Below are 26,423 nucleotides of genomic sequence, written 5' to 3' on the forward strand. Positions count from 1 at the left end.
AAATTGAGATTACTTATAATGTTGACAAACTATCTGTTGTTGCAATTTCAGAGGTGTATAACTCAGTTTTGGTAAACAAAAATGGAACAATAACATTTAATAAGTTAAACACAAGTAAAGCACCTGGTACTGTTAAAATTTATAATTAAAAAGACACAGAGCTATATTATGAAATTTTATCTGGTGAAGTGAATGTGGGTAAGATATTTGGTATAAGTAACATACCAAATCACAATTAGACGTTTCTGATTACTACTAATGGTAAGACTGTTGTCAAAACAGTTACTTCCAAATAGTGTATAAATAAATTGTAGTAATCAAAAGGCTGCCCTAATTAGGACAGCCTTTTGTAATTAATTATTTTTTGGTTTCAACTATACTAATAGCATATCCTCCGCCTGGAGCACTTAACTGTTCCAATTTTGATTTATTGGTCACATTCATTTTACGAATTGTATAGGCCTGAGGATTTGTTTTATAATGTGCGTCCTTGGCATCCGCGTAAATGGTGGCTACATACGTTTTTCCTTTTTCCAAGAAATCAAATTTGATAGCGGAAGTACGGGGAGTTTCTCCGTTTACATTACCGATGAACCAATTGCTGGTCACTTTTGCTTTACGTGCAACGGTAACATATTGGCCTGGTTCCGCTTCTAGGTATTTACTGTCTGTCCAATCTACCGCTACATCTTTGATAAACTGAAACGCATCAGCAAATCGGTCATAATTTTCCGGTAAATCGGCTGCCATTTGCAACGGACTGTACATTGTTACGTACAAAGCCAGTTGATTTGCCAATGTACTATTCACATGAGAGTGATTATCAGGATTCATTTTGCTTAAATCCATTTCAAAAATACCCGGAGTGTAATCCATCGGTCCTCCTACTAAACGTGTAAAAGGCAATACCGTTACGTGGTTTGGTTTAGATCCACCAAATGACTGATATTCCGTTCCTCTTGCCGCTTCGTTTCCAATTAAATTTGGATACGTTCTACAAATTCCCGTTGGACGAACAGCTTCGTGCGCATTAACCATAATTTTATAGTCCGCAGCTTTTTCGATGGCATATTGATAGTGGTTATTCATAAATTGGTTATAGTGATTTCCGCCGTTTTCAATGATAGAACCAACATATCCACTTTTTACGGCATCGTATCCATTGTCTTTCATGAATTGGTACGCTTTATCCAAGTGACGTTCGTAATTACGAACAGAACCTGAGGTTTCATGGTGCATAATCATTTTAATCCCTTTTGATTTGGCATATTCATGTAAGCCTTTAACATCAAAATCCGGGTAAGGAGTTAAAAAATCAAAAACATAATCTTTTGAATGTCCAAACCAGTCTTCCCAGCCTTCGTTCCAACCTTCGACCAATACTGCATCAAAACCGTTTTTTGCTGCAAAATCAATATATTTTTTCACATTAGTATTATTTGCACCATGTTTGCCATTTGGTTTTGCTTTTGCAAAATCAGTAACGCCAAGTTGTACCGAAGGAAATTCATCCGTGTAAGCCCATGAGCTTTTTCCGGTAATCATTTCCCACCAAACACCTACATATTTCACAGGTTTTATCCATGAAGTATCTTCAATTTTGCTAGGGTCATTCAAGTTTAATGTCATTTTTGAAGCCAGAATTTCTCTTGCATCAGCACTTACGATAATGGTACGCCAAGGCGAGTGGCTCGGAGCTTGGATATATCCTTTGTCGCCTTTTGCGTCTGGTGTCAACCAGGATTCGAACACCATGTTTTTATCATCCAGATTCAAATGCATACAAGAATAATTAATCAAAGCCGCTTCATGCAAATTGATATACAATCCGTCTGCTGTTTTTAGCATTAGCGAGGTTTGAACTCCTGTTGTAGAAAAAGAAGTTTGTGATACATTAGCCGTTTTTGCTTTTTCACTCAATCCTCTAATTTCAGTTAATTTTGAGGTAGTGTAATCATATTCTTGGGTGTCATAATCACCAGGAATCCAAAATGCGGTGTGATCTCCTGTCATTGCAAATTGGGTTCTTTCTTCTTTAATTACAAAATAAGTAAGGTTTTTTTGCGAAGGAAACTCATATCGGAATCCAAGACCATCGTCAAACAAACGAAAACGAATGATGATTTGTCTGTCCGTTCCATTTTGATTTAAGGTTACCGCTAATTCGTTATAATGATTGCGAATTGATTCTACTTCTCCCCAAACTGGTTTCCAGTTTTCATCAAAAGTGGATGTTTTAGTATCGATAACAGCAAAATCATTTAACAATGATTTTTCATCATTTTTTAGCTCAAGACCCAATTTACTTGGTTTTACAACTGCTTTGCCTTTGTAATTTAAACTGTAACTGGGCGTTCCGTCGTTCTGTAATGAAAAGGTCATTACAAATTTTTCATTCGGTGATTTTAACTGCTGTGAATTTGCAGTATTAAAAAAAGCGAGCCAAAGTAAGGCTGTGAAAAGAAATTGCTTCATTTTTTAAAATATAAATTAATAATTAATCCAAATTTGGAATTAGCATTCGGATATTTTTTTTAAGAAATCGATTTATTTAAAAACGCAACGGTTTTAATTCAAATTCTAATAGTGTGAAAGCAAAAGTAACCTCTTTATTGTTTATTTCACACTCTTTCCAGTGGAATAAAATTTGAAATGATGTACTGTTTTGTTCAATTTATTTAATAATAAGTCAAAATCATTGCTGAAGGCTGTTTTCAAATGATGTAATTTATTAAAACAGAACTAGTATTTAATGTGAGCAAGTCAAAAACAATAATTTTAAAAATAACCGCAAATTCTCCAAATTTTTTAAATTTTTTTAAGCGCGAATTACCCGTATTTTCACTAATTTTTTTTGAAATAAAATGTTGATTTGTGGCAAAATTTTTTTCATTCTAAAGTAAAAAAATAGTTTTATCTGTAGAAATCTGTGGATGAATTTATTTTATAAGCGGCAAAATATTTTAGTAATCTAATTTTTGGCTCGACTAAAAACTATCATTATTTACAGCTTCCCACTTTTTATGGTAACATAACTATAGAAGTACGGGTCAAATCATTAAATTTGTAGCTTATTCAAAGACATGTTAGAAAAAGAAGTAATAAATTTCGAAAAAACGGCCATTGTTGGTATTGTAACTCAAAACCAAAGTGAAGAGAAACTGCGTGAATATCTTGACGAATTAGAGTTTTTAACTTTTACCGCAGGTGGAAAAGTGGTGAAACGTTTTTCACAAAAAATGGAACGCCCAAATCCCAAGACTTTTGTAGGAACTGGAAAAATTGAAGAAATTCATCAATTTGTAAAAGAGAATGCTATTTCTACCTTGATATTTGATGATGAATTGTCACCTTCTCAACAAAAAAATATTTCTAAAATAATTGAGGAATGTAAAATCCTGGATAGAACACACCTTATTCTTGATATTTTTGCACAACGTGCCGAAACCTCTTATGCTAGAACGCAGGTAGAATTAGCACAATGTCAATATTTATTACCAAGACTTTCCGGAATGTGGACGCACTTAGAGCGTCAAAAAGGGGGAATTGGAATGCGTGGACCTGGGGAAACCGAGATTGAAACAGACAGACGTATTGTTCGCGATAGAATTGCGTTATTGAAAGAAAAAATAAAAAGTATCGACAAGCAAATGGGAACACAGCGTGGCAATCGTGGCGCTATGGTTCGTGTGGCTCTGGTGGGATATACTAATGTTGGAAAATCAACCTTAATGAATGCCGTTGGCAAAAGTGATGTTTTTGTAGAAAATAAACTTTTTGCAACATTGGACACAACTGTGCGGAAAGTGGTCATCAAAAACCTGCCTTTCTTGCTTTCGGATACCGTAGGTTTTATTCGAAAACTGCCAACACAACTGGTAGATTCTTTCAAAAGTACGCTCGATGAGGTTCGCGAAGCTGATTTACTATTGCATGTCGTAGATATTTCGCATCCTGAATTTGAAGATCAGATAGAATCGGTAAATAAGACTTTATTGGATATTAAATGTAATGACAAACCGGTCATTATGGTTTTTAATAAAATAGATGCTTACAAACCGCTGACCATTGATGAAGATGATTTAATAACCGAAAAAACGCCAAGGCATTTTACTTTAGAAGAATGGAAAGCGACTTGGATGAATAAGGTTGGAGAACAAAATGCGTTATTTATATCGGCAACGCACAAAGAGAATTTCGAGGAATTCAGAGAACGCGTTTATGAAGCGGTAAGACACATTCACATCACCCGTTTTCCATATAATAAGTTTTTGTATCCGGATTATAAAGATGCAGTGGAGAAAGAAGAAAAAGACGAGGAAGAAACCGAATAATTTCCCCTCAACCATAAAATAAACCAATCCCTTTTGACATTTTCAAGAGGGATTTTTTTTGGACATGCCCCAGCTTTCTCTGCGTTACAGCTGCGTCAGGCTGTTCGCTGCAATCTCCCGAAGAAAAATCGGGAGGATTTCCGCTGCCATCCTTCATGCGGGATTTGGTGGTATTAATTGCATTTATGTTATTTAGTATCACTTTGTAAGAAAAATTAAATATATTTGAAATACAAAGCGCAAGCCAATAGCGACAATCTACCCATTTATGGGTGTATATACGCTATTTTGTAGCGAGTATATACAAGTTAGGTAGCATAACCTCAGAGCGTAAAATTTAATAATCACCTTATGAAAAAGTTAAAGTATTTTGGATTAGTATTTTTGGTAATCATTATTGGCCTTTTTATTTTCCTAAAACTAACTAAACCAGAAACGATAATGATGGTAGGAACAGAAGTATCTTTAGAAAAACCCTGGGTAAAATTTAATGAAACCGATGAGTCAAATATTGGAAACCTTATCAGAGCTTATCATTTTGAAGAAGGTGAAATTAGATTCAAAAAAAACATAGGCGCAGATGATTTTATAATTGCCTGTTTAAAAAAAGATAAAAAATGGAACTATTATTCTTATTATCGTGGAACCAAAACTTATGAGATGATGTTGATTTCAGAAGAAATTGAAAAAGAAATAACTCCGCCAAACTAAAAATAATCAGGTTTTTAAAATTTAGAAATTTGCATAAAAAATTTCATTCTGAAAATCTATTAAAAAAAAACACTTAAAAACAATCTTTCTGCAAAGTAGAAAATACTCAAACTAATCTTGTACAAACAGAATTACAACGTGGAAAATAAATTAAAACGGAAAAGATTTGCACATAAAGTTACGCTACCTAACACACGCTACAAGCAATTTGGGTTTTAGGCTTAATATGAAGTTGGTTTTGTACTTGGAAGATTTAGCAAATCCGAATAATGGGCTTAATTCAGTCCCAAACTGCGTGTAGCGCGGGAACGTTATGGTGTATAGTTCCGTTGAAGAGAAACATCGAAAATTAATCAAGATTTTAACCGAAAAATAATAATGAAGTAGCGACCGAGATGAAAGAAATCTGAATGGAAAAACCGAACTGAAACTAAACTGAAAACTAAAAGGAAATTGTTGCCGACAATCAAATGTCAATCACTTTTCGGACGACCGAAATCGAAATTTTTTTTCGGGTTTTTTTTGAGATTTAGCTGAAATTGGAAAAACGATGACTATTTGAAACTGAAATTGGAAAGCGTAAAAGTTACCGAAATTGGAGTGGTATATCTACCGTGATTTTCAGACGTGTCACTACACACCATAACAGCTAGTAAGCGATAGTCGGGAATTAGGCTGAAATGAAAATGGTTTTGTACTTGGGAAATAGTGTGATAATCCGAAAAATTGTCTTTTCTTAGCCCGACCATCGCCTACTAGCAGGACGTTATGGGCAATTATATGACCACACAATGAAGAAACAACTAACATTTTTATTTCTGACTTTGACAATTACTGTTTTTGGACAAGTTGAACAAAAGAAAACTCCAACTGACTTTATACCAAAAGGATATGTAATTCATAAGTATAAAGGCGGAATTTCGTCTGGAAGTTGGGACGAAATAAAAGGAGACTTGAACAAAGACGGATTGGAAGACATCGTTCTTATAATTAAAGGAACTGATAAAAGTAAAATCATAAAAGATGATAATCGTAGTGAATTAGACCGAAATCGTAGAGGTATTATTGTATTATTCAATAAAGGAGGTTTTTATGAATTAGTCACAAAAAATTATGATTGTTTTTCTTCTGAAAACGAAGATGGCGGAGTATATTTTGCTCCTGAACTTTATGTTGAAATAAAAAAAGGGAAATTATACATCAGTTATGGACACGGTAGATACGGAAATTGGGGTTACACATTTAGACATCAAAATGGCGATATGGAATTAATCGGTTATGACTCTTATTCAAGTCGTGGTCCAGTTCCGCAATATGAAGTGAGTATAAATTTTTTGACTAATAAGAAACTAACAAGGGATAATCTAAATAAGGATGAAGACGGAGATGAATATACTACAGATAATTTTAAAGAAACTTGGGAAAATATAAAAAAGAAAAAAATATTAAGATTATCTGAAATTAAGAATTTTGACGAACTTGAATTTTGAGTAAAAAAATAACTGCCCATAACACTTGCTACAAGAAATTTGGGCAATTGGCTTAATTTGAAAATGGTCTTGTATTTGGGGAGTTTAGGCAAATCCGAAAATAAGGCTTAATTTAATCCCAAACCTCTTGTAGCAAGGGAACGTTGTGCGTCATTTAAAAAACAGCCAAAAACTAATTAAACCATTTCATAAAAAATACCTTTTTTTAAAATAAATAACAAACACTAAACATAAACAATGAAAAAATTATTTCTATTTACAATTCTACTAATTTCGTTTACAACATTTGGTCAAAAACTAGAATGGATTCCATTCAATTGGCTAGGAGCTGAAGTTTCCGGCAAATATTTTGATAAATTCGCTATTATAATTCCAGTCACAGTCGACAATTTGCCACATAAATTTAATTTACAACTTGATTTAGGAGCATATAATACGATTTTTTACGAAAATTCTATAAATCCATATTTAGAGAAATATAGCAATTTGAAAAATAAAATAGACACAACATTTTTAAGTTTAAAATGTTTAACAAAACACATTTTAAACTTAAAAATGTTGAATTAAAACTAGGAAAAGTAAATATTGGGAAAATAAACATCGGAATATTTAAAAATTATGGAGAGGAAATACCAAAAGATTCTATTAATACTAAATCAGAAAAACATATCGGAACACTTGCACCAGATATTTTTCAGGACAAAATTTTAATCATAGATTATCCCAATAAAAGAATTAGTATCACAAAAAAGCTTCCAAAGAAATTCTCCAAAGCAAACTTTCAGCCATTTATAATTAAAGATGGAAGAATTAAAATCCCTTTTAATATAAATAATAAAGTAGAAAACTTATTATTTGACACAGGAGCAAGTTTATTCGCATTAATGACTACCGAAGAAAGAGCAAATAAAATATCAGCTAATAAAATAGTTGATTCATTAAAAACTTCAAGTTGGGGTGTATTCTATATGGTTTATGGTCGCAAGGTAAACTCAAAAATAAAATTTGGAAATAAACAACTTAATCCTGCGACAGTATTTTACGACAAACTCAACAAACACGACGAATTTTATGACAAAGAACATATATGGGGAATTACAGGAAATGCTTACTTCTTAAACAATATTATAATAATTGATTATAAAAATCAACGTTTTGGTGTGAAATAAACGAACGCACAACAGCTGTTTTGAGCTAGCTGGAATTCAGTGGAATTATCATTTCACATCAAGTTTTCGTTCAGCCGAAAATTGAGCGGTTACGAACTTCCAGCCATCTCAAAGCATCGGGACGTTATGTGCGATGTTTGAGGAACGAACGACTAAAAGACAACATCGAAAGAAATGATATTGAGTGAAGCAATTTTGAACTGTAAGAATTATAAGGACACTGAAGAAAATATACATTCAATTTTTGCAAAAAGAAATAATGGAAAATTTCGACCAGATTCTGAAGCTTTAGTTTTGGAATTAACTCCTGAAGAAATGGAAATGCAATTGAGCATAATAGCCAAAACAAAATGTCGAGGATTTGAATATTTTACCATTGTTTAAAATCACCAAACAAACACTTTTTTAAATAGCTAGGTAACACAATACTTATTTTCTGCTATTTTTGTAAAAGAACAAATTGAGACTACAAGAAATGAGAACACTCGTCATAGGAGATATACACGGTGGTTTACACGCATTACACCAAATAATGGAAAGAGCAGCCGTTACCAAAAAAGACAACTTGATTTTTTTGGGAGATTATGTAGATGGCTGGAGTCAATCTCCTCAGGTGATTGATTTTTTAATTAAATTAAATAAAACACACAACTGCGTTTTCATTAGGGGAAATCATGATGAATTGTTGCGCACCTGGCTTGATGAAAGCAAAGACAATCTGTTATGGTATAAACACGGCGGCGAAGCTACTGTTCTTGCTTACGCTACGGTAAGTGCGGCAACCAAACTAAAACACATTGAATTTCTGCATGCTTTAGCGGATTATCATCTGGATGACGACAACCGTTTGTTTATCCATGCTGGTTTTACCAATATGAACGGAATTGATTTTGAATATTTTCCCAAACTTTTTTACTGGGACAGAACGCTGTGGGAAACTGCTTTGGCTTTAGATAAAAATATGAAAATTGATGATTTGTTGTATCCCAAACGATTTACATTATATAAAGAGATTTATATTGGCCACACGCCAGTTACCAGAATTGGCAGAACTACCCCGGTTCAAATGGCTTGCGTTTGGAATCTTGATACTGGAGCAGCTTTTAAAGGTCCGTTAACAATTATGGATGTAGACACGAAAGAATTCTGGCAGAGCGAACCTTTACCGTCTTTATACGCCAATGAAAAAGGTAGGAATTAATTTATTTAAACTATTTTTGCCTAAATTTTAAAAGTTTAAGAATATGAAAAGGTTTATTACATTGTCATTATTATTGGCAGCTAGTTTCGTAAATGCACAGGCTTTCAAAGGAAAAGGAGACGTTAAATTTGATGTTGGTGCAAATATTCAAAACGGTGGAGCAGGAATTGGGATCTCTTCCGATTTTGGACTTGGAGAAAACATGTCATACGGTTTTGCAGCTTCTTACTTACTGTCTGCTAGTTCAGATGATTTAGGTAACAAACCTAAATTTGGAGATAGAATCGATGCAAAATTCAGATTCAATGCTAATTTAGGAAATGTTTTTCAGCTTGATAAAAAAATGGATATTTATCCAGGTCTTGATTTAGGTTTAAGAAATTTTGGTGCGCATTTAGGATTTCGTTATTTCTTCACAGAAGGCTTTGGTATTTTTACAGAAGCTGGAATTCCAATTGCAAGTTATAAAACTAACCCAGTAGGTTTTGATAAATTAAACAACCAATTTGTGTTTAATATTGGAGCTTCTTTCAATTTGTAATATTGGTTTAAAGAGTCAGAAATGATTCTCATTAATATCTTTTACAACTAAAAAAGGCAATTTGAAATTTCAAATTGCCTTTTTTATTATGCTTATTAATTATTTACAAATCAAATTTTATTCCTTGTGCCAATGGCAAACTTGTAGTATAATTGATAGTATTGGTTTGTCTTCTCATGTAGATTTTCCAAGCATCTGAACCAGATTCTCTTCCTCCTCCAGTTTCTTTTTCTCCACCAAAAGCGCCACCAATCTCAGCTCCAGAAGTTCCAATATTTACGTTTGCAATTCCACAATCAGAACCTACAACAGATAAGAAATGTTCTGCTTCTCTTAAATTGTTAGTCATAATCGCTGAAGACAATCCTTGAGCCACTCCGTTTTGAACATCAACAGCGTTTTCTACGGTTCCGGAATATTTAATTAAATATAAAACAGGCGCAAAAGTTTCGTGTTGTACGATTTCGAATGAGTTGTCCGCTTCTGCAATTGCAGGTTTCACATAACAACCACTTTCGTATCCTTCACCAGAAAGTACGCCACCTTCTACAAGGATTTTTCCACCTTCGGCAACGACTTTTGTTAAAGCATTATTGTACATTTCGACAGCATGTTTGTCAATTAGCGGTCCAACATGATTGTTTTCGTCCAATGGATTTCCAATACGCAATTGTCCGTAAGCCGATACGACAGCATCTTTTACTTTATCGTAAATACTTTCGTGAATAATCAAACGACGAGTTGAAGTACAACGTTGTCCTGCTGTTCCTACGGCCCCAAAAACGGCCCCGATAACTGTCATTTTAATATCAGCATCGGAAGTCACAATGATTGCATTGTTCCCACCCAATTCCAATAATGATTTTCCTAAACGACCTGCAACTGCCTGCGCAACGATTTTCCCCATACGAGTAGATCCTGTAGCAGAAATTAAAGGTACGCGTCTATCGTTAGTCAACATTTCACCTACTTTATAATCACCATTGATTAAACAAGAAATTCCTTCTGGAAGATTATTTTCTTTGATTACTTCGGCAATTATATTTTGACAGGCAATTCCGCAAAGTGGTGTTTTCTCTGAAGGTTTCCAAACACAAACATCTCCACAAATCCAAGCTAGTGCTGTATTCCAAGCCCAAACTGCCACTGGAAAGTTGAATGCCGAAATAATTCCGACAATTCCCATTGGATGGTATTGCTCATACATTCTGTGCCCCGGACGTTCTGAATGCATCGTTAATCCGTGCAATTGACGGGAAAGACCCACTGCAAAATCACATATATCAATCATTTCCTGAACTTCTCCGTATCCTTCTTGCAATGATTTCCCCATTTCGTAGGAAACCAATTTGCCTAAAGCTTCTTTGTTTTTACGTAATTTATCTCCAAACTGACGCACGATTTCACCACGTTGTGGCGCTGGCATCAATCGGAATGTTTTAAATGCTTCGGTAGCGGTTTGCATTACTTTTTCGTAATCGGCAGCACTAGTTGTTTTTACTGATGCGATTAATTGTCCGTCAACTGGCGAATGACTTTCAAGAATTTCTCCGTTTGAAAAATGGTTTACACCCGTTGAAGTTCCTTCGTTTATGGCTTTTACACCCAATTGCGCCAATGCTTCTTTCATTCCAAATTGATCTGCTATTGTTATCATTGTAACTTTTTTAATAAAAATTGTTATATTTTTTGTAAAGATATTATATAAACCCGAAAAAGTAACCATTGAATGCGATTTTTTATGTTTTGCAGGGTTTCACAAAAATTGCGATAGAGTAACCTAAAGTTTTTTTAGTACATCGAGTGTTTAGCCCCGATAAAAGTGGAAAGCCCAAAGTCTCGTTGGCTTACATTTTTTATAACGACAAAGCGACCAGAGGAAGCTTTTGAAGTTATTTTAAAAATGTTGCCAACGGGATGAGGACTTTTAACGGAAAGCGGGAATAGCTCCTAAATATTATTTTTGGCTTACAAATTTCGGGTCGGCTTCCATAATAGTTCCGCAATTTTCACAAGTTCTCAATTTTTCTGAATTGTAAAAATGTTCAAAATGAGGTAGAAAATCTTTTTCGATATCATGAAGTTCAAAATAGACTTCGTGTAATTTATGGTTGCATTTATCGCAAAACCACAATAAACCATCTGTGTAGCCTTGCCCAGCACGTTTTCGCTCAATTACTAAACCTATGGAACCTTCGGAACGTACCGGAGAATGCGGGATTTTTCCTGAATGAAGGTACATATCCCCTGCATGAAGTTCCATTTCTTTTCGGAGCCCATCTTCTTGTACAATTACTTTTATAGAACCTTCGAGTTGGTAAAACAATTCTTCGGTTTCGTTATAATGATAGTCTTTTCGGGCATTAGGACCTGCAACAATCATGACGATATAATCCCCTGATTCTGTATATAAATTTTTGTTTCCTACCGGTGGTTTAAGAAGATGACGGTTCTCCTCTATCCAATTATTGAGGTTGAAAGGTTTTGCTATTGCCATGTTTTTTAATTTTAAATGTAAAGTTATGAAATATAAAAAATAGATGAAATCATTTAAGAAATATAAGACCATATAAGTTGCAATAAATTTTAATGGTGCTAAACTTATATTTTTAAAATGCCTCAAATATTAAAGAAAAAATAGTTAGAGATGAACTTCAGTGCATCTTTACAGGATCATTTTTTTTCTTTAATTAAATAAATATAGACCGGAAAATGGTCGCTAAAACCAATTTCAGTAGGTGAATGTCTCAAAGGATACCCTTTATATTGTCCACTGGTTTGAATTAAAAAAGGTTTGTTGTAAATTCCGGCTTTCCAAAAGGAAAAGGAAGATTTATCTAGTTTTAATAAGGATCCTGAAACCATAATTTGGTCAAAAATGTCCCAAGCATCCCGAAAAGCGATTGTTCCCATTCCGTTTTTGGCCATTTCTTCAAATGGATTGTATATGCCGAGAGGAGGGACATCTCCTTTTTTGGCTTTTGCACCAAGCGCTATTTTAACGCTCCTATTATATGGACCGTCATTTAAGTCGCCAAGCGTAATCACTTTTGCTTTTGGATTAATTTTTTGAAGGGAATCGATAATTTTTTTGTTCAAAGCTCCCGCTGCTTCTCTAAAAGGACTTGTTTTTTTCTCCCCTCCGGAACGGGAAGGCCAGTGATTAACAATGATATTAATTTCTTCTCCATCCAGAAAACCGGTTACCAGAAGCTGATCTCTAGTATAAATACGATGATTTTGAATGCTTATTTGTAAAACATCATCTGTTTTTTCTTCTGATTCAATTTTTGCGGCTTCTTTTGATTTTGTGTCATTCCTGTAAACATATAGAGGAATATTAGAAAAACTTGTGGGCTGAAACTGCTTCTTTTGATACAATAACGCGACATCTATTCCTCTTTTGTCCGGCGAATCAAAATGTATAATTCCATAATCTTTGTTAATCAGTTTGGGCTGCTTGATTAAATCTTCCAAAACACCTCTATTTTCAATTTCGGAACCACCAATAAATGTTGGGGAATCTGGATTTTCAGATGATCCAATTTCAGATAATACTCTTGCTAAGTTTTCCAGTTTATGATGGTACTTTTTGGATGTCCAGCGTTGCAATCCTTTTGGTGTCCATTCATCGTCGTTAGTAACTGGGTCATTTATAGTGTCAAATAAATTTTCAAAATTATAAAATGCCACGGTATGAATAATATAATTTTTTTGCTGTGCCCTTGCTGCAACATTGGAGAAAAATAAAATTAACAGGAGAATCAAAGATGTTATTCTCATAATTTTTAATTGTACTATTTGAAATTATTCGCTCGTTTTAAGTCGGCTATTTGTAAAAATACTTCATTTTAAGATGGAAGTCTAAATTATTTTCTAATTGTTTATCTTTGTTTTAATAATTAATAGACTTCTATTTCTTAGAATTTGATATATTTATAAAAAATAAATAAAAATGCATGTGACCCGATTTACTTTTATAAACAGCAATTTTGTTTTATATAAATTCCTATTTCTTGTTTTTATTTTACAAGCCTTCAACTGTCAAGCCAACAATACCCCAATGATAACACCACCTATTTTACAAAAAGGAGACACAATAGCCATTTTGGCAACAGCCAGAAAAAATGTAGATGACAATCTGAAACCCGCTGTAAACTTATTGCACAGTTGGGGTCTTGAAGTAATCATAGGCAATACAATTGGTTTAGACGATAATCAATTAGCTGGCACTGATGTACAACGTGCTGCCGATTTTCAGCAACAATTGGACAATCCGAACATCAAAGCTATTTGGTGTGTTAAAGGCGGATATGGAACGGTACGAATGATCGATTTATTGGATTTCACCAAATTCAAACAGCATCCAAAATGGGTTATAGGTTTTAGCGATGTCACCGTTTTGCATAATCATTTGAACACTTTAGGCTTTAAATCCATTCACGGAATCATGCCAATAAGCATTCCTCGTGCATCTAAGGAAGCAATAGAATCACTGCGCATTGCTATGTTTGGAGAAACACTAACTTATAAAGTTAGTCCATTTGCCATGAATAAATTAGGAAAAGCGTCTGGCGAATTAGTCGGCGGCAATTTATCCATTTTATACAGTTTATTCGGTTCTCAATCAGCTATTGATTGCACCGATAAAATTTTATTTATCGAAGATTTAGATGAATATTTATATCATATAGATCGTATGATGATGAACTTAAAACGCAACGGCTGTCTGGAAAGCATAAAAGGAATTATTGTGGGTTCGATGACAAAAATGAAAGACAATGATATTCCATGGGGGAAAAACGCTATCGAAATTATTGATGATGTTACAAAAAAATATAATATTCCGGTTTTGTATAACTTTCCCGCAGGTCATATTCAGGACAACAGAGCCTTGGTTTTAGGCAGTAAAGTAACGATTGATGTTACTAATAATTTTAGTACTGTAATTTTTGCAGCTCCCTAATCTCCTGTTTGAATTACATACTTTTTTTGATTGCAGAAGTTCATAAACTGTATAGAAAACGTTTTTTCTAATCGCAAGTTTATTCAAACTGAAAACTGAAACTGAATACTATCCTCATGGCCGAACACAACGAACTTGGAAAACTTGGAGAAGAATTGGCGGTTGAATACCTGAAAAAAAATGGTTATGCCATACTAGAAACCAATTGGACTTTCCAAAAAGCGGAAATCGATATTCTTGCCAAGAAAGAAAATACATTGGCTGTTATTGAAGTAAAAACTCGTTCGTCTCTCGAATTTGGTTTGCCACAAGATTTTGTAAAACCAAAAAAAATTCAACTTCTGGTAAAAGCTGTTGACGCCTTTGTAAACGAACGAGATTTAAACATTGAAGTTCGTTTTGATATTGTCGCTATCCACAAAGAAGGCAAATCTTTTGTAATTGACCACCTTATAGATGCTTTTTATTATTTTTAATAAAATTTCTTAATGTTATATTTGTAACAAATTGTTTTTTAATTATATTTGCACTGGTATTTCAAACAACTATTTACTAACTACAACTATTTACCAAAAAAACTAAACTCTTACTGCTATGAAAACTGTTTCTTCAATTGTAGAAAACTACATTAAAACTAAGCCCTTTCTCCTTAATGCTTTATCACTTGGGATTATCAATCTGACTTCATTATCCAGAAATATAATGACCGAATTAGAAAGTGAATTTGGCAAAGAGGTTAAGCAAGGTGCTGTTGTTATGGCTCTAAAGAGACTAACTGAAGAATTGGATTTTAGACTAAACCATAAGATCAATAAAGTAATAAAAAACATTGGAGAAATTACCGTTCGCTCCTCATTAACGGATTTTACTTTTGCAGCATCTGAAACTGTTTTAAACAAACAAGCTGATTTAATTACGGATATTAATTCTTTTCCAGATATTTTTTACACTTCATCAAGAGGTGTTAACGAAACTAATATTGTGGTTAGCAATAGTGTAACACATTTGGTTGACAAACACTTTGCAACGGAGAAGTTGATTCAAAAACTAGACAATCTTGCTTCAATCACTGTAAAATTACCAAAAGAGAATATCGTTGTTCCAGGTATTTATTACTTTATTTTCCAGCGATTGGCTTGGGAAGGAATCATCATCAATGAGGTAATTTCGACGTCAAATGAGTTTACGATTTTAGTAAGCGAAGAACAAGTCGACGTGGCTTTTAAAGTAATAAAGGATTTAAAGAATTAGAAACATATATTTAGATAAATAAAAGAGGGATTGATTTATTGAAAATCAATCCCTCTTTTTGTATGGTAAAATCACTATTTTCCATTTCTATTTCCCCAACATTTCCATCAATTCCAAAGCCCTTCGAGTATTTTTTACATTGTCAAAAGTCAGCAAAAGTCGTAATCCCGCCGGTGTTTGCTTCTCTTTCATTTTACAAATAGCACTGTGTTTTTGCACAAACTGTAAAACATCCTGAAAACGATTGGATTGGTAATACGCTGATTGTTGATCAGAGACAAAATAACCAATCATCTTCCCTTGTTTCATCACTAATTTTTCGATTCCAATGCGAGTGGCAATCCATTTGATTCGAATGCTGTTCATTAATGCTTTGGCACGTGGCGGCATTGGACCAAAACGGTCTATCAATTTATTTTGGAAAATAATGAGTTCTTCTTCATTTTTTACCGCACCTAATTCATTGTACAAACTCAATCGTTCCGAAACATTATTGATGTATTCATCCGAAAATAACAACTCAAAATCAGTGTCGATTTGCAAGTCTTTGACGTATTCTTTGGTTTCCAAATTGTTTTCCTCAGGATACAAATCTTTGAATTCATTTTCTTTCAATTCGTCAATAGCCTCATTCATAATTTTTTGATACGTATCAAAACCGATCTCGTTGATGAAACCGCTTTGTTCGCCTCCCAATAAATCTCCGGCACCACGAATCTCTAAATCTTTCATCGCAATATTAAAACCACTTCCTAGTTCACTGAATTGTTCCAAAGCCTGAATTCGTTTTCTGGCATCATCTGTCATTGCAGAATACGGCGGACAAATAAAATAACAAAACGCTTTCTTGTTGCTACGACCTACCCGACCCCGCATTTGATGCAAATCTGACAATCCGAAATTATTCGCATTATTGATGAAGATCGTGTTGGCATTGGGAACATCTAATCCACTTTCGATAATTGTGGTGGCCACCAAAACATCAAATTCTCCATTCATGAATGCCAACATCAACTCTTCGAGTTTTCTTCCTTCCATTTGTCCGTGACCGATTCCAACTCTGGCATTGGGTACCAAACGCTGAATCATTCCTGCAACTTCTTTAATATTCTCGATTCGATTATTGATGAAGAAAACCTGTCCGTTACGCTGAATTTCATACGAAATCGCATCTCGAATCAACTCTTCACTGAAACCGACCACATTTGTTTCGATAGGATATCTGTTAGGTGGTGGAGTTGTAATTACCGACAAATCACGTGCAGCCATCAACGAAAATTGTAACGTTCTAGGAATTGGCGTTGCGGTCAAAGTCAGCGTGTCGACATTTGCAGCTATGGTTTTGAGTTTGTCTTTTACGTTGACACCAAATTTTTGTTCTTCATCCACAATCAACAATCCCAAATCTTTAAAAACTACATTTTTGTTAACCAATTGGTGTGTTCCAATGACAATATCGAGTTTTCCTTCGGCCAATTGTTTTAAAGTTTCCGCTTTTTGTTTGGCTGTTCTAAAACGATTTAAATAGCCAACAGAAACCGGCATATCTTTCAATCGTTCCGTAAAAGTTCGATAATGTTGGTATGCCAAAATAGTCGTAGGAACCAGAATCGCAACTTGTTTGCTGTTGTCAACCGCTTTGAAAGCGGCACGAATGGCTACTTCGGTTTTACCAAAACCTACATCCCCACAAACCAAGCGATCCATTGGACGATCACTTTCCATATCGGCTTTTACTTCCGCTGTTGATTTGGTTTGATCCGGTGTATCTTCGTACATAAACGAACTTTCCAGTTCATTTTGTAAATAACTGTCGGGCGCAAACTGGAATCCTTTTTCCAATCTTCGCTTGGCATATAACTGAATCAAATTGAATGCAATATGTTTGACACGCGCCTTGGTTTTTTGTTTTAAAATCTTCCAAGCATTTGAACCCAATTTGTAAATTTTGGGTGGCGTTCCATCTTTTCCGTTGTATTTGGAAATTTTGTGCAGCGAATGAATACTCACATACACAATATCATTATCGGCATAAACGAGTTTGATCGCTTCTTGCGTTTTGCCTTCAACTTGTATTTTTTGCAAACCTCCAAATCGTCCAATTCCGTGATCAATGTGTGTCACGTAATCACCAACGGATAATGTCGTCAACTCTTTTAAAGTGATATTTTGTTTTTTCGAATAGCCATTTTTGATGCTAAATTTATGATAGCGTTCAAAAATCTGGTGGTCGGTGTAACAAGTGATTTGGTTTTCTTCGTCAATAAATCCTTGGTACAAAGGCAAAACAATCGTGTTGTATTGCTTTCGGATATTCTCAGAATTGGCCTCATCCAACGTTTCAAAAATATCATGAAATCGCTTGGCTTGAGCGTCATTGGAACAAAACAAATAATTTTTATAACCGTTGAAATGATTTTCATTCAGATTATTCAACAACAAATCAAATTGTTTGTTGAATGAGGGCTGCGGCTGAATGTGGTATTCGAATTTTTTGGTGGTTCTAAAAATAGCCTTCGAACTCAATTCAACAATCGAGAAATCCAACGCTCTTTTTATAAATTCCGCTTGATTTAAGAACAATTGTTCCGGCGCGGATCGTTTTATTTCCTGTGACAATTTCGCGAAAGCTTCTTCGGCTTTGCCAAATTGTTTGTCTAATTGTGATAAAAAATCTTCGGTATTCTGAATGAAAATTACCGTTTTCTCCGAAATATAATCCAAGAAACTTTCTCGGTTTTCCTGAAAAACCTTGTTCTCCACATTTGGGATTATCGTAATCTTTTTTTGTGTTACGATAGACAATTGCGTCGCGACGTCGAAGGTACGAATGCTCTCCACTTCGTCTCCAAAAAACTCAATTCGGTATGGATTATCATTCGAAAAAGAAAATACATCTACAATTCCTCCACGAACCGAAAATTCACCGGGTTCCGTAATAAAATCAACTCTTTTGAATTCGTATTCGAATAATACTTCGTTGATAAAATCAATAGAAATTTTGTCTCCAACGGATACTTTCAATGTGTTTTTATCCAATTCCTTTCGAGTCACCACTTTCTCAAATAATGCTTCGGGATAGGTGACAATAATTGCCGGTTTTTTACGGGAATTGATTCTGTTCAGGACTTCGGCGCGAAGCAAAACATTGGCATTATCTGTTTCTTCAATTTGGTACGGTCTACGGTAGGAACCGGGATAAAATAATACATCTTGCTCCCCAACCATCTGTTCGAGATCATTCAAATAATAAGCAGCTTCTTCTTTATTGTTTAAAACAACCAAAAAAGGAAGTTCCGATTTCTTAAAAATGGAACGTATTACAAAGGAAAGCGCCGATCCAATTAATCCGGAAAGGTGCATTTTTACTTGATTATTTTCCAATAAACGAGCAACGATTTGTTGGGTTTTTGGAGATTCATCGTAAGTGTTATATAAAGCTTTTTTACTCAACGTGCGGTAGATTTGGGTCGGTTGTTGTATTAGGAATTGCTCTGGAAGTGTCCATCATTTTCATTAATTCCGATTCTCCTTCTTCGACAGGAATTTTACTTCTCTCCACAATTTTGTCCATTTGTCTTTGCAAAGACACTAGCTCCGCATTGATTTCTGAAACTAAGACAATTACTTTTTGATCGGGTATTTTATCCAGATTTAGGAACAAATCCAACAATCTCACCTTGGTAATTAAAGTAGAAACCCTGCTTTTTATCTGAGGTTTATTAAACTGTGATGGAATGTTTTCATTTAAAGCCATTACTTTTTCAGACAATGCTTTTGATTTTTTTTGAAACGCCCCAATTGTTTTTTTAGGCTTAACGGCTAATTCCGCAAAGAATACTCGCAGTTCGCTCCAGCTAGCTACTGTCGCTTCAGAAGTTGTGTTGATAGGAGTGTCATAAAAAACCCAGCCTTTGTTGATATTTGAAAAAATAAGTTCGCTTTTTTTATTCTGTTTTTCATTTTCCGCTAATCGTTTTTGATTATCATTTTTGCACGAAGACAAAATGATAATCAGAAAAAACAAGAATGATAATTTATATTTCATAAGTGAATACATTAAAGGACAAAGTTACAAAGTAAATTTACAATAACGAATTACAGTATTAGTAATAACCATAGAAACATATTGGAGGTTTTCATCTCTCAAAAAAGCTCTGAATTTAATTTAGATTGCATTTGTGATTTTCAAATAACAATCTACTATTTCAGAAGATATTTTGATGCTTTAAATTATGAATATTAATAATTTCATTACGATTATGAATATCATTTTAAGAATTTAATAATATTTTTATCCAAAATTATGTTATTTACGAAAACGTTATCTTTGAATTTCTAAAACAGACAAAATGAGTACTAAAATATTGATTATAGGCGCTTGCGGACAAATTGGAACGGAGCTTACCCATAAACTTCGACAACTATACGGAACCGATAATGTAATTGCTTCCGATATTCGAAAACTAAATACTGATGTGGTTAATTCCGGTCCTTTTGAAGTAGTAAACGCATTAGATTTCAATCAGATTGAGCATCTTGTCGAAATTCATCAAATTGATGAAATTTATTTAATGGCCGCATTATTATCGGCAACAGCCGAGAAAAACCCTGCTTTTGCTTGGGATTTGAACATGAATTCTTTATTTCACGTTTTGAATTTGGCGAAAGCCAAAAAAATAAAAAAGATATTCTGGCCTTCCAGCATTGCTGTTTTTGGTCCAACGACTCCTAAAGAAAATACTCCACAATACACCATCATGGAACCTTCAACGGTTTACGGAATCAGTAAACAAGCCGGCGAAAGATGGTGCGAATATTACCATAATATATTTGGCGTAGATGTTCGAAGCGTACGTTATCCGGGATTAATAAGCTGGTCATCACCTCCGGGTGGCGGAACGACTGATTATGCGGTAGATATTTATCACAAGGCGTTAAGTGACGGAAAATACGAATGTTTTTTATCTTCTGAAACCAAAATGCCAATGATGTATATGGATGATGCCATTGCAGCAACGATACAAATTATGCAAGCGCCAGCCGAACAAATAAAAATTCGTTCTGCTTATAATCTGGCCGCTATGAGTTTTACCCCGACAGAAATTGCTGCCGAAATCAAAAAACACATTCCTGAATTCTCCGTTACTTACAAACCGGACTTTCGTCAAAAAATAGCCGACAGCTGGCCAGCGAGTATCGATGATGCCGACGCCAGAAAAGACTGGAACTGGAAACATGAATTTGATTTGGAATCAATGACAGTGGATATGTTGGAGCATTTGAAATAATTCTCCATAAAAAAATAAGCACAAAAAAAAGTCTAGTTTAAAACTAGACTTTTTTTGATTTTGATAAAGCCTTACTTTATTTCATAAACATTATTGGCTTGTTTCACATCGGCCATTAATCCGCTTGGATCGATGCTGATTTTCTTGATAGTCGTTTTTGGTTTAGAAATAGCAAACTCATACGTAGGATGCGCCCAAGTCCAATTCTTTAAAACCGTTCTTTTTACAGCCGGATTAGGATTTTCTTTTTCGAAACTCATCATGTGCAACGGAACGTAAAAACTTTCTGTTGTCCCATCCGTATATTCTACTGTCAAATCAATTGGCATTGGCATTCTGCCTATTCTTTCTAAAGTTACAACCGTTTTATCGGCATTGTCTTTTACGGCTGCGATACCGTAGTCAATCGTGTTTGTGCTTTCGGCCCAATCCACCAAATACCAATCTAAATTTGCTCCAGAAACCCTTTCAGCCGTTCTTTTGATGTCATTTGGCGTAGGATGCTTGAACTTGAAATCGTGGTAATATCTCTTTATCGTTTTTGCCAAGTTATCTTGTCCAATTACATAACCTAATTGCGATAAGAAAATACTACCTTTCACATAAGATGAAATACTATACGGCCTATTTTCATCGTAACGATCGCCATGCGTGGTTTGTGGTTGCTCTTTCCCTGATTCTACTAACTTATAATAGGCGGCATAATTCCCTTTGAATGGATTTTCTTCTTTTTTAACCGCCATTTCGTTCAGCACAAAATCTTCTACATAAGTGGTGAATCCTTCATCCATCCAAGGGTGTTTCGATTCATTTGAAGCTAAAATATGTTGAAACCAAGAATGTCCCAGCTCGTGCGTTGCGGTACCTAAAATTCCTTCCAGAGTTCCGTTTCCTAACATCAACGTACACATGGCATATTCCATTCCGCCATCGCCACCTTGTATAAAGGAGTATTGCTTGTATGGATAATCCCCAATTTTCTTATTGTAAAAATCCATTACATTAACCATTAAAGGTTCTAGCTTTTTCCAGTTTTCTGCGGTCTTAGGATTGTTTTTATACAAGAAATGCAAGTCAACATTATTAGGTCCTTTTACCACATCATGTATGTAATTTTTATCCGCAGCCCAAGTAAAATCATGTACCATTGGCGCTACAAAATGCCAAGTCAGTGTTTTCGTTTTCTTTGGATATACCACCACAACTCCGGCATCTTGATATCCTTTCCCAATTTCATTTTGGTTCTGCAAATAACCGGAACCTCCTAAAGTATAGGCTGCATCAATAGTAATATTCACATCAAAATTACCCCATACACCATGAAATTCTCTGGCGATATAAGGATCTGCATGCCACCCTTCAAAATCAAATTCAGCAATTTTCGGGTACCATTGTGACATTGACAATTCAACTCCTTCTATATTATTTCTGCCCGAACGACGAATTTGAACGGGAACCTGACCGTCAAAATCCAACGTAAAAGTAGTTTTTGAGTTGGGTAATATTGGCTTTGCCAAAGTAACTTCGAGAATCGTTCCTACCGTTTTTGCAACAGCACTAACTCCGTCTTGTTTGAAATTAGTGATAGTCAAAAACCCAATTTCATTTGGTTTCAAATTTTTGATTCGGCTTTCTTTTACATCTTTGCCATCCACTTTTATTTTATTGACCATTCTGGCATCCGGATCTTTAATCGTCTGGATTCTGGCATCCATCTCGCTCCCGGGTTGGAATGCATTTGGATACAAATGGTAAAATACTTTTTTCAAAGTATCTGCAGAATTATTGGTGTAAACCAATTCCTGTTTTCCTTTGTATTGGTAATTTTTGACGTTCATGGTCACGTCCATTTTATAATCGACGTGTTGTTGCCAATACCCAGCACTTTGGGCAAATGCCGCACAAAAGTTAAGCGTGATAAAAGATAGTAAAAAGAGTTTTCTCATCATTTTTGTAATAAAAAATGGAAGAAGGGCATCCTTCCATTGGATTAGTAAATTATTTTTTAAATATTTTTAGATAATGCATTCGCCAAAATCAAGGCATTATAAGCATTGATCATTTTTCCTGATTTTGAAGTATCAGCTGCCGATTTTTTCTCATTATTCTCCCCTAATTCTACTGACGCTGGCAATGGTGTTCCAGAATCCATTAAGATTTGTTTTACTTGCTTTGCTGATAATTTAGGATAATAGGAACGAACTAATGCTGCAACTCCGGCTGCATTTGGCGAAGCCATAGATGTTCCCTGCTCGTATTTATATTTGTTATTTGGAACTGAAGCATAAATTTCCATTCCTGGAGCATATAAATCTACATTGATGGAACCGTAATTAGAAAATGGCGCCACCACAGTTGGGCCATAAACATTATTTAACGCTCCAACCGTAAGAACATTGCTGGCAAACTCGATTTTGTTGTCTTCAGAATCATTTGGAAAATTGATGTTTTTTTCTAAATCAATATCATTTCCATCGTTTCCAGATGCATGTACAAACAAGACATCTTTCTTTTCAGCATATTTTATAGCATCAAAAACCCATTGCTTGTGTGGAGAATAGCTTTTTCCAAAACTTCCGTTGATTACTTTCGCACCATTATCTACTGCATAACGTATCGCTAAAGCAATGTCTTTATCGTATTCGTCACCATTAGGAACAGCTCTTACCGCCATAATTTCAACATTGTTAGCTACTCCGTCACCGCCAATACTGTTATCTCTTACTTGCGCAATAATTCCTGCAACGTGGGTTCCGTGCAAGGCTTCTTCTTTATCCGGTCCGTAAACTACATTGTTACCGTATTTAGTGTCATTTATGTCATCCGGATTATCACCAACTGATTTTCTACCGTTAAATTCTTTGTTTAAATTGTAATTTAATTGGTCGTAAACATATTTTCTGTATTCTTCGATATCAGCGCTAAATTTTGGACCTGACTGCGCAATAACACGAGTCATAATCATTTTGCTTTTATTCAAAGCTTCATCAGTAGTGACAATTGCGTTCAATTCTTCAAGAGTATAATTGTCTTTCTTTAAATAGGTTTGAATTGTTTTATTGGTATTCAAAAGAAAATCTACTTGTTGTTTCCCTTCCAATGCTTCTTTGTACTTCTTTTCATAATCCGCTTTAGCATTTTTATACGTCACTGAACCATCATCTGCTTTTTTCAAAATACGGGTCATCTCTAAATTTTCAAATCCCGAATCACCTAGGAAATTCCAACCGTGAATATCATCGATAAACCCATTTTTATCATCGTCAATTCCGTTACCAGCAATTTCTTTGGTATTGGTCCAAATCACTGATTTTAAGTCTTCATGATCAATATCAACTCCTGAATCCACAATTCCTACGATAACTTTTACCCCTTTTTTGTTTTTTAACAATTCGGAATATGCTTTATCAACGCTCATTCCGGGAATCGTATCTTTCGCTAAATCTAAATGACTCCAGCGTTTTAATTTAGCATCACTTATTGGAGCAACTTTCTTAATAATTAGAGGAGAACTTACTGTTATAGGCGCAGTAGTTTTAGAAACTTGTTTTTGAGCGCTACATGCCGTTAATGCAAAAAAAGCAATGGCAGAAAAATATATTGGTTTAATCGTATTCATTTATAAATTTTTAAAATTAAATGCGGGCCTAAATTATGTCTTTTTACAACAGAATATAGATGGATTAACACTCTGTTAAGATTTGACGAATGTAAAAAAATAAATGAAAGCGTTTTACAAATTGGTTAAAATAAAAATGGAAGGACAAATTGCCCTTCCATTTATAAAAATTTGAAACTATTATTTAGACATTTTTTCTGCCATCAGTAAAGCATTGTAAGCATTTACTATTTTTCCTGATTTAGAAAGCGCGGTAAAAGAGCGCGTGTCAGCAGCTTTTCCTCCAACAATAACATCTGTTGTGATCGCCACTCCTGAATCCATCAAAATGTGTTTTACTTGTTGCGCGGATAATTTTGGGTAATATGAACGAATTAATGCCGCAACTCCGGCAACATTAGGCGAAGCCATTGAGGTCCCTTGAAGGTATTTGTAAGTGTCATTTGGTGTTGTAGCGTAAATTTTTACTCCTGGAGCAAAAACGTCTACATTAACTTTTCCAATATTAGAAAATCGTGCAACGACTTTGTTTCCGTATTCAAAGTTTAATGCTCCAATTGTGATTACATTGTCAGCAAACTCCGTTACTTTGTCTTCAGAATCGTTAGGAAAATTGTTTTCAGTATCGATATCTTTTGCATCATTCCCAGCTGCATGAACAATTAACACATCTTTTTTCTCGGCATATTTGATCGCATCATAAACCCATTGTTTATGTGGTGAAAAGCTTTTTCCAAAACTTCCGTTAATTACTTTGGCACCGTTATCAACTGCGTAACGAATTCCAAGTGCAATATCTTTATCGTACTCATCTCCGTCTGGTACAGCACGAACAGTTAAGATTTCAACGTTGTTAGCTATTCCGTCTCCACCTAATGTGTTGTTTCTAGTTTGAGCAACAATTCCGGCAACGTGCGTTCCATGAAGAATTTCATTCTTGTCTGGTCCCATAACATTGTTATTTCCGTATTTTGTGTCGGTTATATCTTCTGGGTTATCACCCACAACTTTTCTATAATCGGTTTTTAGGTTGTCCCCGTTTAGAAGTGCATTAAAACCATCCAATTGTTTTTGTACCGCAACTTTCAGGTCTGCAATTGGCAAATTATACGAAAGCATTTGTTGCATCGCAGCTTTGCTTTTTTGCATTTCTGGCTCTTGTGAAACAATTGCTTTCACCTCATCAATTGTGTAAACTGATTTTCCAAAATATTTTACCAAAGTAGCATCGCTTTCATTTAGGGTTGCAATCATTTGTTCCGTTCGGGCTTTTCCCATTGTAGCATCGGCAATCTTTTTATCATTTAACGCTTTTGCCGCTTGATATGTTACTTCATCAACTAGGTTTTTATTTTTGATGATTCGTTCGTATTCCAAATTCTCTTTGGTGATATTTCCAAGGAAATTCCAACCGTGAATATCATCGATATATCCGTTTTTGTCATCGTCAATTCCGTTTCCGGCAATTTCTTTTTTATTGGTCCAAACTACAGATTTCAAATCTTGATGTTCGATATCCACTCCTGAATCTACAATTCCAACAATAACTTTTACTCCTTTTTTATTTTTCAATAATTCGGCGTAGGCTCTGTCAACGCTCATTCCTGGAATAGTATCTTTTACGATATCTAAATGACTCCAACGTTTTAAATCGTTTTCATTTATAGGGGCCTTTTTAGTAATGTTTAAAGGTGCACTTATGGCTGTAAGTGCTGAATTAGAATTAGAAATTTGCTTTGAAGCGCCACATCCTGCTAGAATTAAAAGTGCAAATGCAGATAAATAAATTGGTTTAATACTATTCATTGAAAATTATGTTAAGTTTTAATATTTGTCTAAACTATATTATT

At 34.7% G+C, this 26,423-nt stretch carries 22 protein-coding genes; 12 read left to right on the forward strand and 10 right to left on the reverse strand.

Annotated features, from left to right (window positions below; translation table 11 throughout):
- Positions 1-357: 357 nt before the first annotated feature.
- The gene (locus C4S35_RS02420; protein ID WP_103998628.1) at positions 358-2,475 is read right to left on the reverse strand and encodes a glycoside hydrolase family 97 protein; all 2,118 of its coding nucleotides are present in this window, start codon (positions 2,473-2,475) and stop codon (positions 358-360) included.
- Between the two features lie 608 nt (positions 2,476-3,083).
- Between C4S35_RS02420 and hflX the strand changes: the two genes are divergently transcribed.
- Complete coding sequence (gene hflX / locus C4S35_RS02425) at positions 3,084-4,334, forward strand: GTPase HflX (RefSeq protein ID WP_103998629.1); 1,251 nt, start codon at positions 3,084-3,086, stop codon at positions 4,332-4,334.
- A 7-nt stretch (positions 4,335-4,341) separates the two neighbouring features.
- Here the strand turns inward: hflX and C4S35_RS02430 are convergent, their stop codons facing one another.
- Positions 4,342-4,536: a hypothetical protein gene (locus C4S35_RS02430; RefSeq protein WP_103998630.1), complete on the reverse strand. Its 195-nt coding sequence runs from the start codon at positions 4,534-4,536 to the stop codon at positions 4,342-4,344.
- A gap of 149 nt (positions 4,537-4,685) precedes the next feature.
- Between C4S35_RS02430 and C4S35_RS02435 the strand changes: the two genes are divergently transcribed.
- The 7 genes from C4S35_RS02435 to C4S35_RS02460 all read left to right on the forward strand — a co-directional run bounded on the left by C4S35_RS02435 (position 4,686) and on the right by C4S35_RS02460 (position 9,446).
- Positions 4,686-5,045 carry a hypothetical protein gene (locus C4S35_RS02435; RefSeq protein ID WP_146059507.1) on the forward strand — a complete coding sequence of 120 codons (360 nt, stop codon included), beginning with the start codon at positions 4,686-4,688 and terminating at the stop codon, positions 5,043-5,045.
- Positions 5,046-5,836: 791 nt separating this feature from the next.
- Positions 5,837-6,535 carry a hypothetical protein gene (locus tag C4S35_RS02440; protein WP_103998632.1) on the forward strand — a complete coding sequence of 233 codons (699 nt, stop codon included), beginning with the start codon at positions 5,837-5,839 and terminating at the stop codon, positions 6,533-6,535.
- Between the two features lie 237 nt (positions 6,536-6,772).
- Positions 6,773-7,102, forward strand: a complete 330-nt coding sequence (locus C4S35_RS15780; RefSeq protein WP_208618857.1) for a hypothetical protein — start codon at positions 6,773-6,775, stop codon at positions 7,100-7,102.
- Positions 7,060-7,704: a hypothetical protein gene (locus C4S35_RS02445; RefSeq protein WP_208618858.1), complete on the forward strand. Its 645-nt coding sequence runs from the start codon at positions 7,060-7,062 to the stop codon at positions 7,702-7,704. Before C4S35_RS15780 ends, C4S35_RS02445 begins: the two co-directional genes overlap by 43 nt.
- Positions 7,705-7,878: 174 nt before the next feature.
- On the forward strand, positions 7,879-8,088 hold the full coding sequence (locus C4S35_RS02450) for a hypothetical protein (protein WP_103998633.1): 210 nt from the start codon (positions 7,879-7,881) through the stop codon (positions 8,086-8,088).
- 91 nt (positions 8,089-8,179) lie between these two features.
- Entirely contained in the window at positions 8,180-8,905 is a 726-nt protein-coding gene (locus C4S35_RS02455) for a metallophosphoesterase (protein ID WP_103998634.1), read from the forward strand.
- A gap of 43 nt (positions 8,906-8,948) precedes the next feature.
- Positions 8,949-9,446: a DUF6646 family protein gene (locus C4S35_RS02460; RefSeq protein WP_103998635.1), complete on the forward strand. Its 498-nt coding sequence runs from the start codon at positions 8,949-8,951 to the stop codon at positions 9,444-9,446.
- Between the two features lie 103 nt (positions 9,447-9,549).
- On the opposite strand, the gene amaB is transcribed toward C4S35_RS02460, so the two are convergent.
- From amaB to C4S35_RS02475, 3 genes are all read right to left on the reverse strand, one after another.
- Complete coding sequence (amaB, locus tag C4S35_RS02465) at positions 9,550-11,103, reverse strand: L-piperidine-6-carboxylate dehydrogenase (RefSeq protein WP_103998783.1); 1,554 nt, start codon at positions 11,101-11,103, stop codon at positions 9,550-9,552.
- A 300-nt stretch (positions 11,104-11,403) separates the two neighbouring features.
- The gene (locus C4S35_RS02470) at positions 11,404-11,943 is read right to left on the reverse strand and encodes a 3-hydroxyanthranilate 3,4-dioxygenase (RefSeq protein WP_103998636.1); all 540 of its coding nucleotides are present in this window, start codon (positions 11,941-11,943) and stop codon (positions 11,404-11,406) included.
- A 176-nt stretch (positions 11,944-12,119) separates the two neighbouring features.
- Positions 12,120-13,229: an endonuclease/exonuclease/phosphatase family protein gene (locus C4S35_RS02475; RefSeq protein ID WP_103998637.1), complete on the reverse strand. Its 1,110-nt coding sequence runs from the start codon at positions 13,227-13,229 to the stop codon at positions 12,120-12,122.
- A gap of 280 nt (positions 13,230-13,509) precedes the next feature.
- Between C4S35_RS02475 and C4S35_RS02480 the strand changes: the two genes are divergently transcribed.
- From C4S35_RS02480 to C4S35_RS02490, 3 genes are all read left to right on the forward strand, one after another.
- Positions 13,510-14,412, forward strand: coding sequence for a S66 peptidase family protein (locus C4S35_RS02480; protein WP_244175178.1), 903 nt, complete (start codon positions 13,510-13,512; stop codon positions 14,410-14,412).
- A gap of 116 nt (positions 14,413-14,528) precedes the next feature.
- Positions 14,529-14,888 carry a YraN family protein gene (locus C4S35_RS02485; protein ID WP_103998639.1) on the forward strand — a complete coding sequence of 120 codons (360 nt, stop codon included), beginning with the start codon at positions 14,529-14,531 and terminating at the stop codon, positions 14,886-14,888.
- Between the two features lie 118 nt (positions 14,889-15,006).
- Positions 15,007-15,663: an aspartate kinase gene (locus tag C4S35_RS02490; protein WP_103998640.1), complete on the forward strand. Its 657-nt coding sequence runs from the start codon at positions 15,007-15,009 to the stop codon at positions 15,661-15,663.
- Positions 15,664-15,750: 87 nt separating this feature from the next.
- Here C4S35_RS02490 and mfd read toward each other — a convergent pair whose 3' ends face one another.
- Together mfd and C4S35_RS02500 are read right to left on the reverse strand one after the other, a co-directional pair.
- Entirely contained in the window at positions 15,751-19,116 is a 3,366-nt protein-coding gene (gene mfd, locus C4S35_RS02495) for a transcription-repair coupling factor (protein WP_103998641.1), read from the reverse strand.
- Positions 19,109-19,711 (reverse strand): hypothetical protein, encoded by a 603-nt coding sequence (locus tag C4S35_RS02500; RefSeq protein WP_103998642.1) that lies wholly within the window; start codon positions 19,709-19,711, stop codon positions 19,109-19,111. Before C4S35_RS02500 ends, mfd begins: the two co-directional genes overlap by 8 nt.
- Positions 19,712-20,015: 304 nt before the next feature.
- Between C4S35_RS02500 and C4S35_RS02505 the strand changes: the two genes are divergently transcribed.
- Complete coding sequence (locus C4S35_RS02505; RefSeq protein WP_103998643.1) at positions 20,016-20,954, forward strand: L-threonine 3-dehydrogenase; 939 nt, start codon at positions 20,016-20,018, stop codon at positions 20,952-20,954.
- 71 nt (positions 20,955-21,025) lie between these two features.
- Here the strand turns inward: C4S35_RS02505 and C4S35_RS02510 are convergent, their stop codons facing one another.
- From C4S35_RS02510 to C4S35_RS02520, 3 genes are all read right to left on the reverse strand, one after another.
- The gene (locus C4S35_RS02510; protein WP_103998644.1) at positions 21,026-22,900 is read right to left on the reverse strand and encodes a M1 family metallopeptidase; all 1,875 of its coding nucleotides are present in this window, start codon (positions 22,898-22,900) and stop codon (positions 21,026-21,028) included.
- 59 nt (positions 22,901-22,959) lie between these two features.
- Complete coding sequence (locus C4S35_RS02515; RefSeq protein ID WP_103998645.1) at positions 22,960-24,573, reverse strand: S8 family peptidase; 1,614 nt, start codon at positions 24,571-24,573, stop codon at positions 22,960-22,962.
- 180 nt (positions 24,574-24,753) lie between these two features.
- Positions 24,754-26,379 carry a S8 family peptidase gene (locus C4S35_RS02520; RefSeq protein WP_103998646.1) on the reverse strand — a complete coding sequence of 542 codons (1,626 nt, stop codon included), beginning with the start codon at positions 26,377-26,379 and terminating at the stop codon, positions 24,754-24,756.
- Positions 26,380-26,423: the final 44 nt, after the last annotated feature.

Origin of the sequence: Flavobacterium urumqiense (genome assembly GCF_900108015.1) — a bacterium.
Taxonomy (GTDB): Bacteria; Bacteroidota; Bacteroidia; order Flavobacteriales; family Flavobacteriaceae; genus Flavobacterium; species Flavobacterium urumqiense.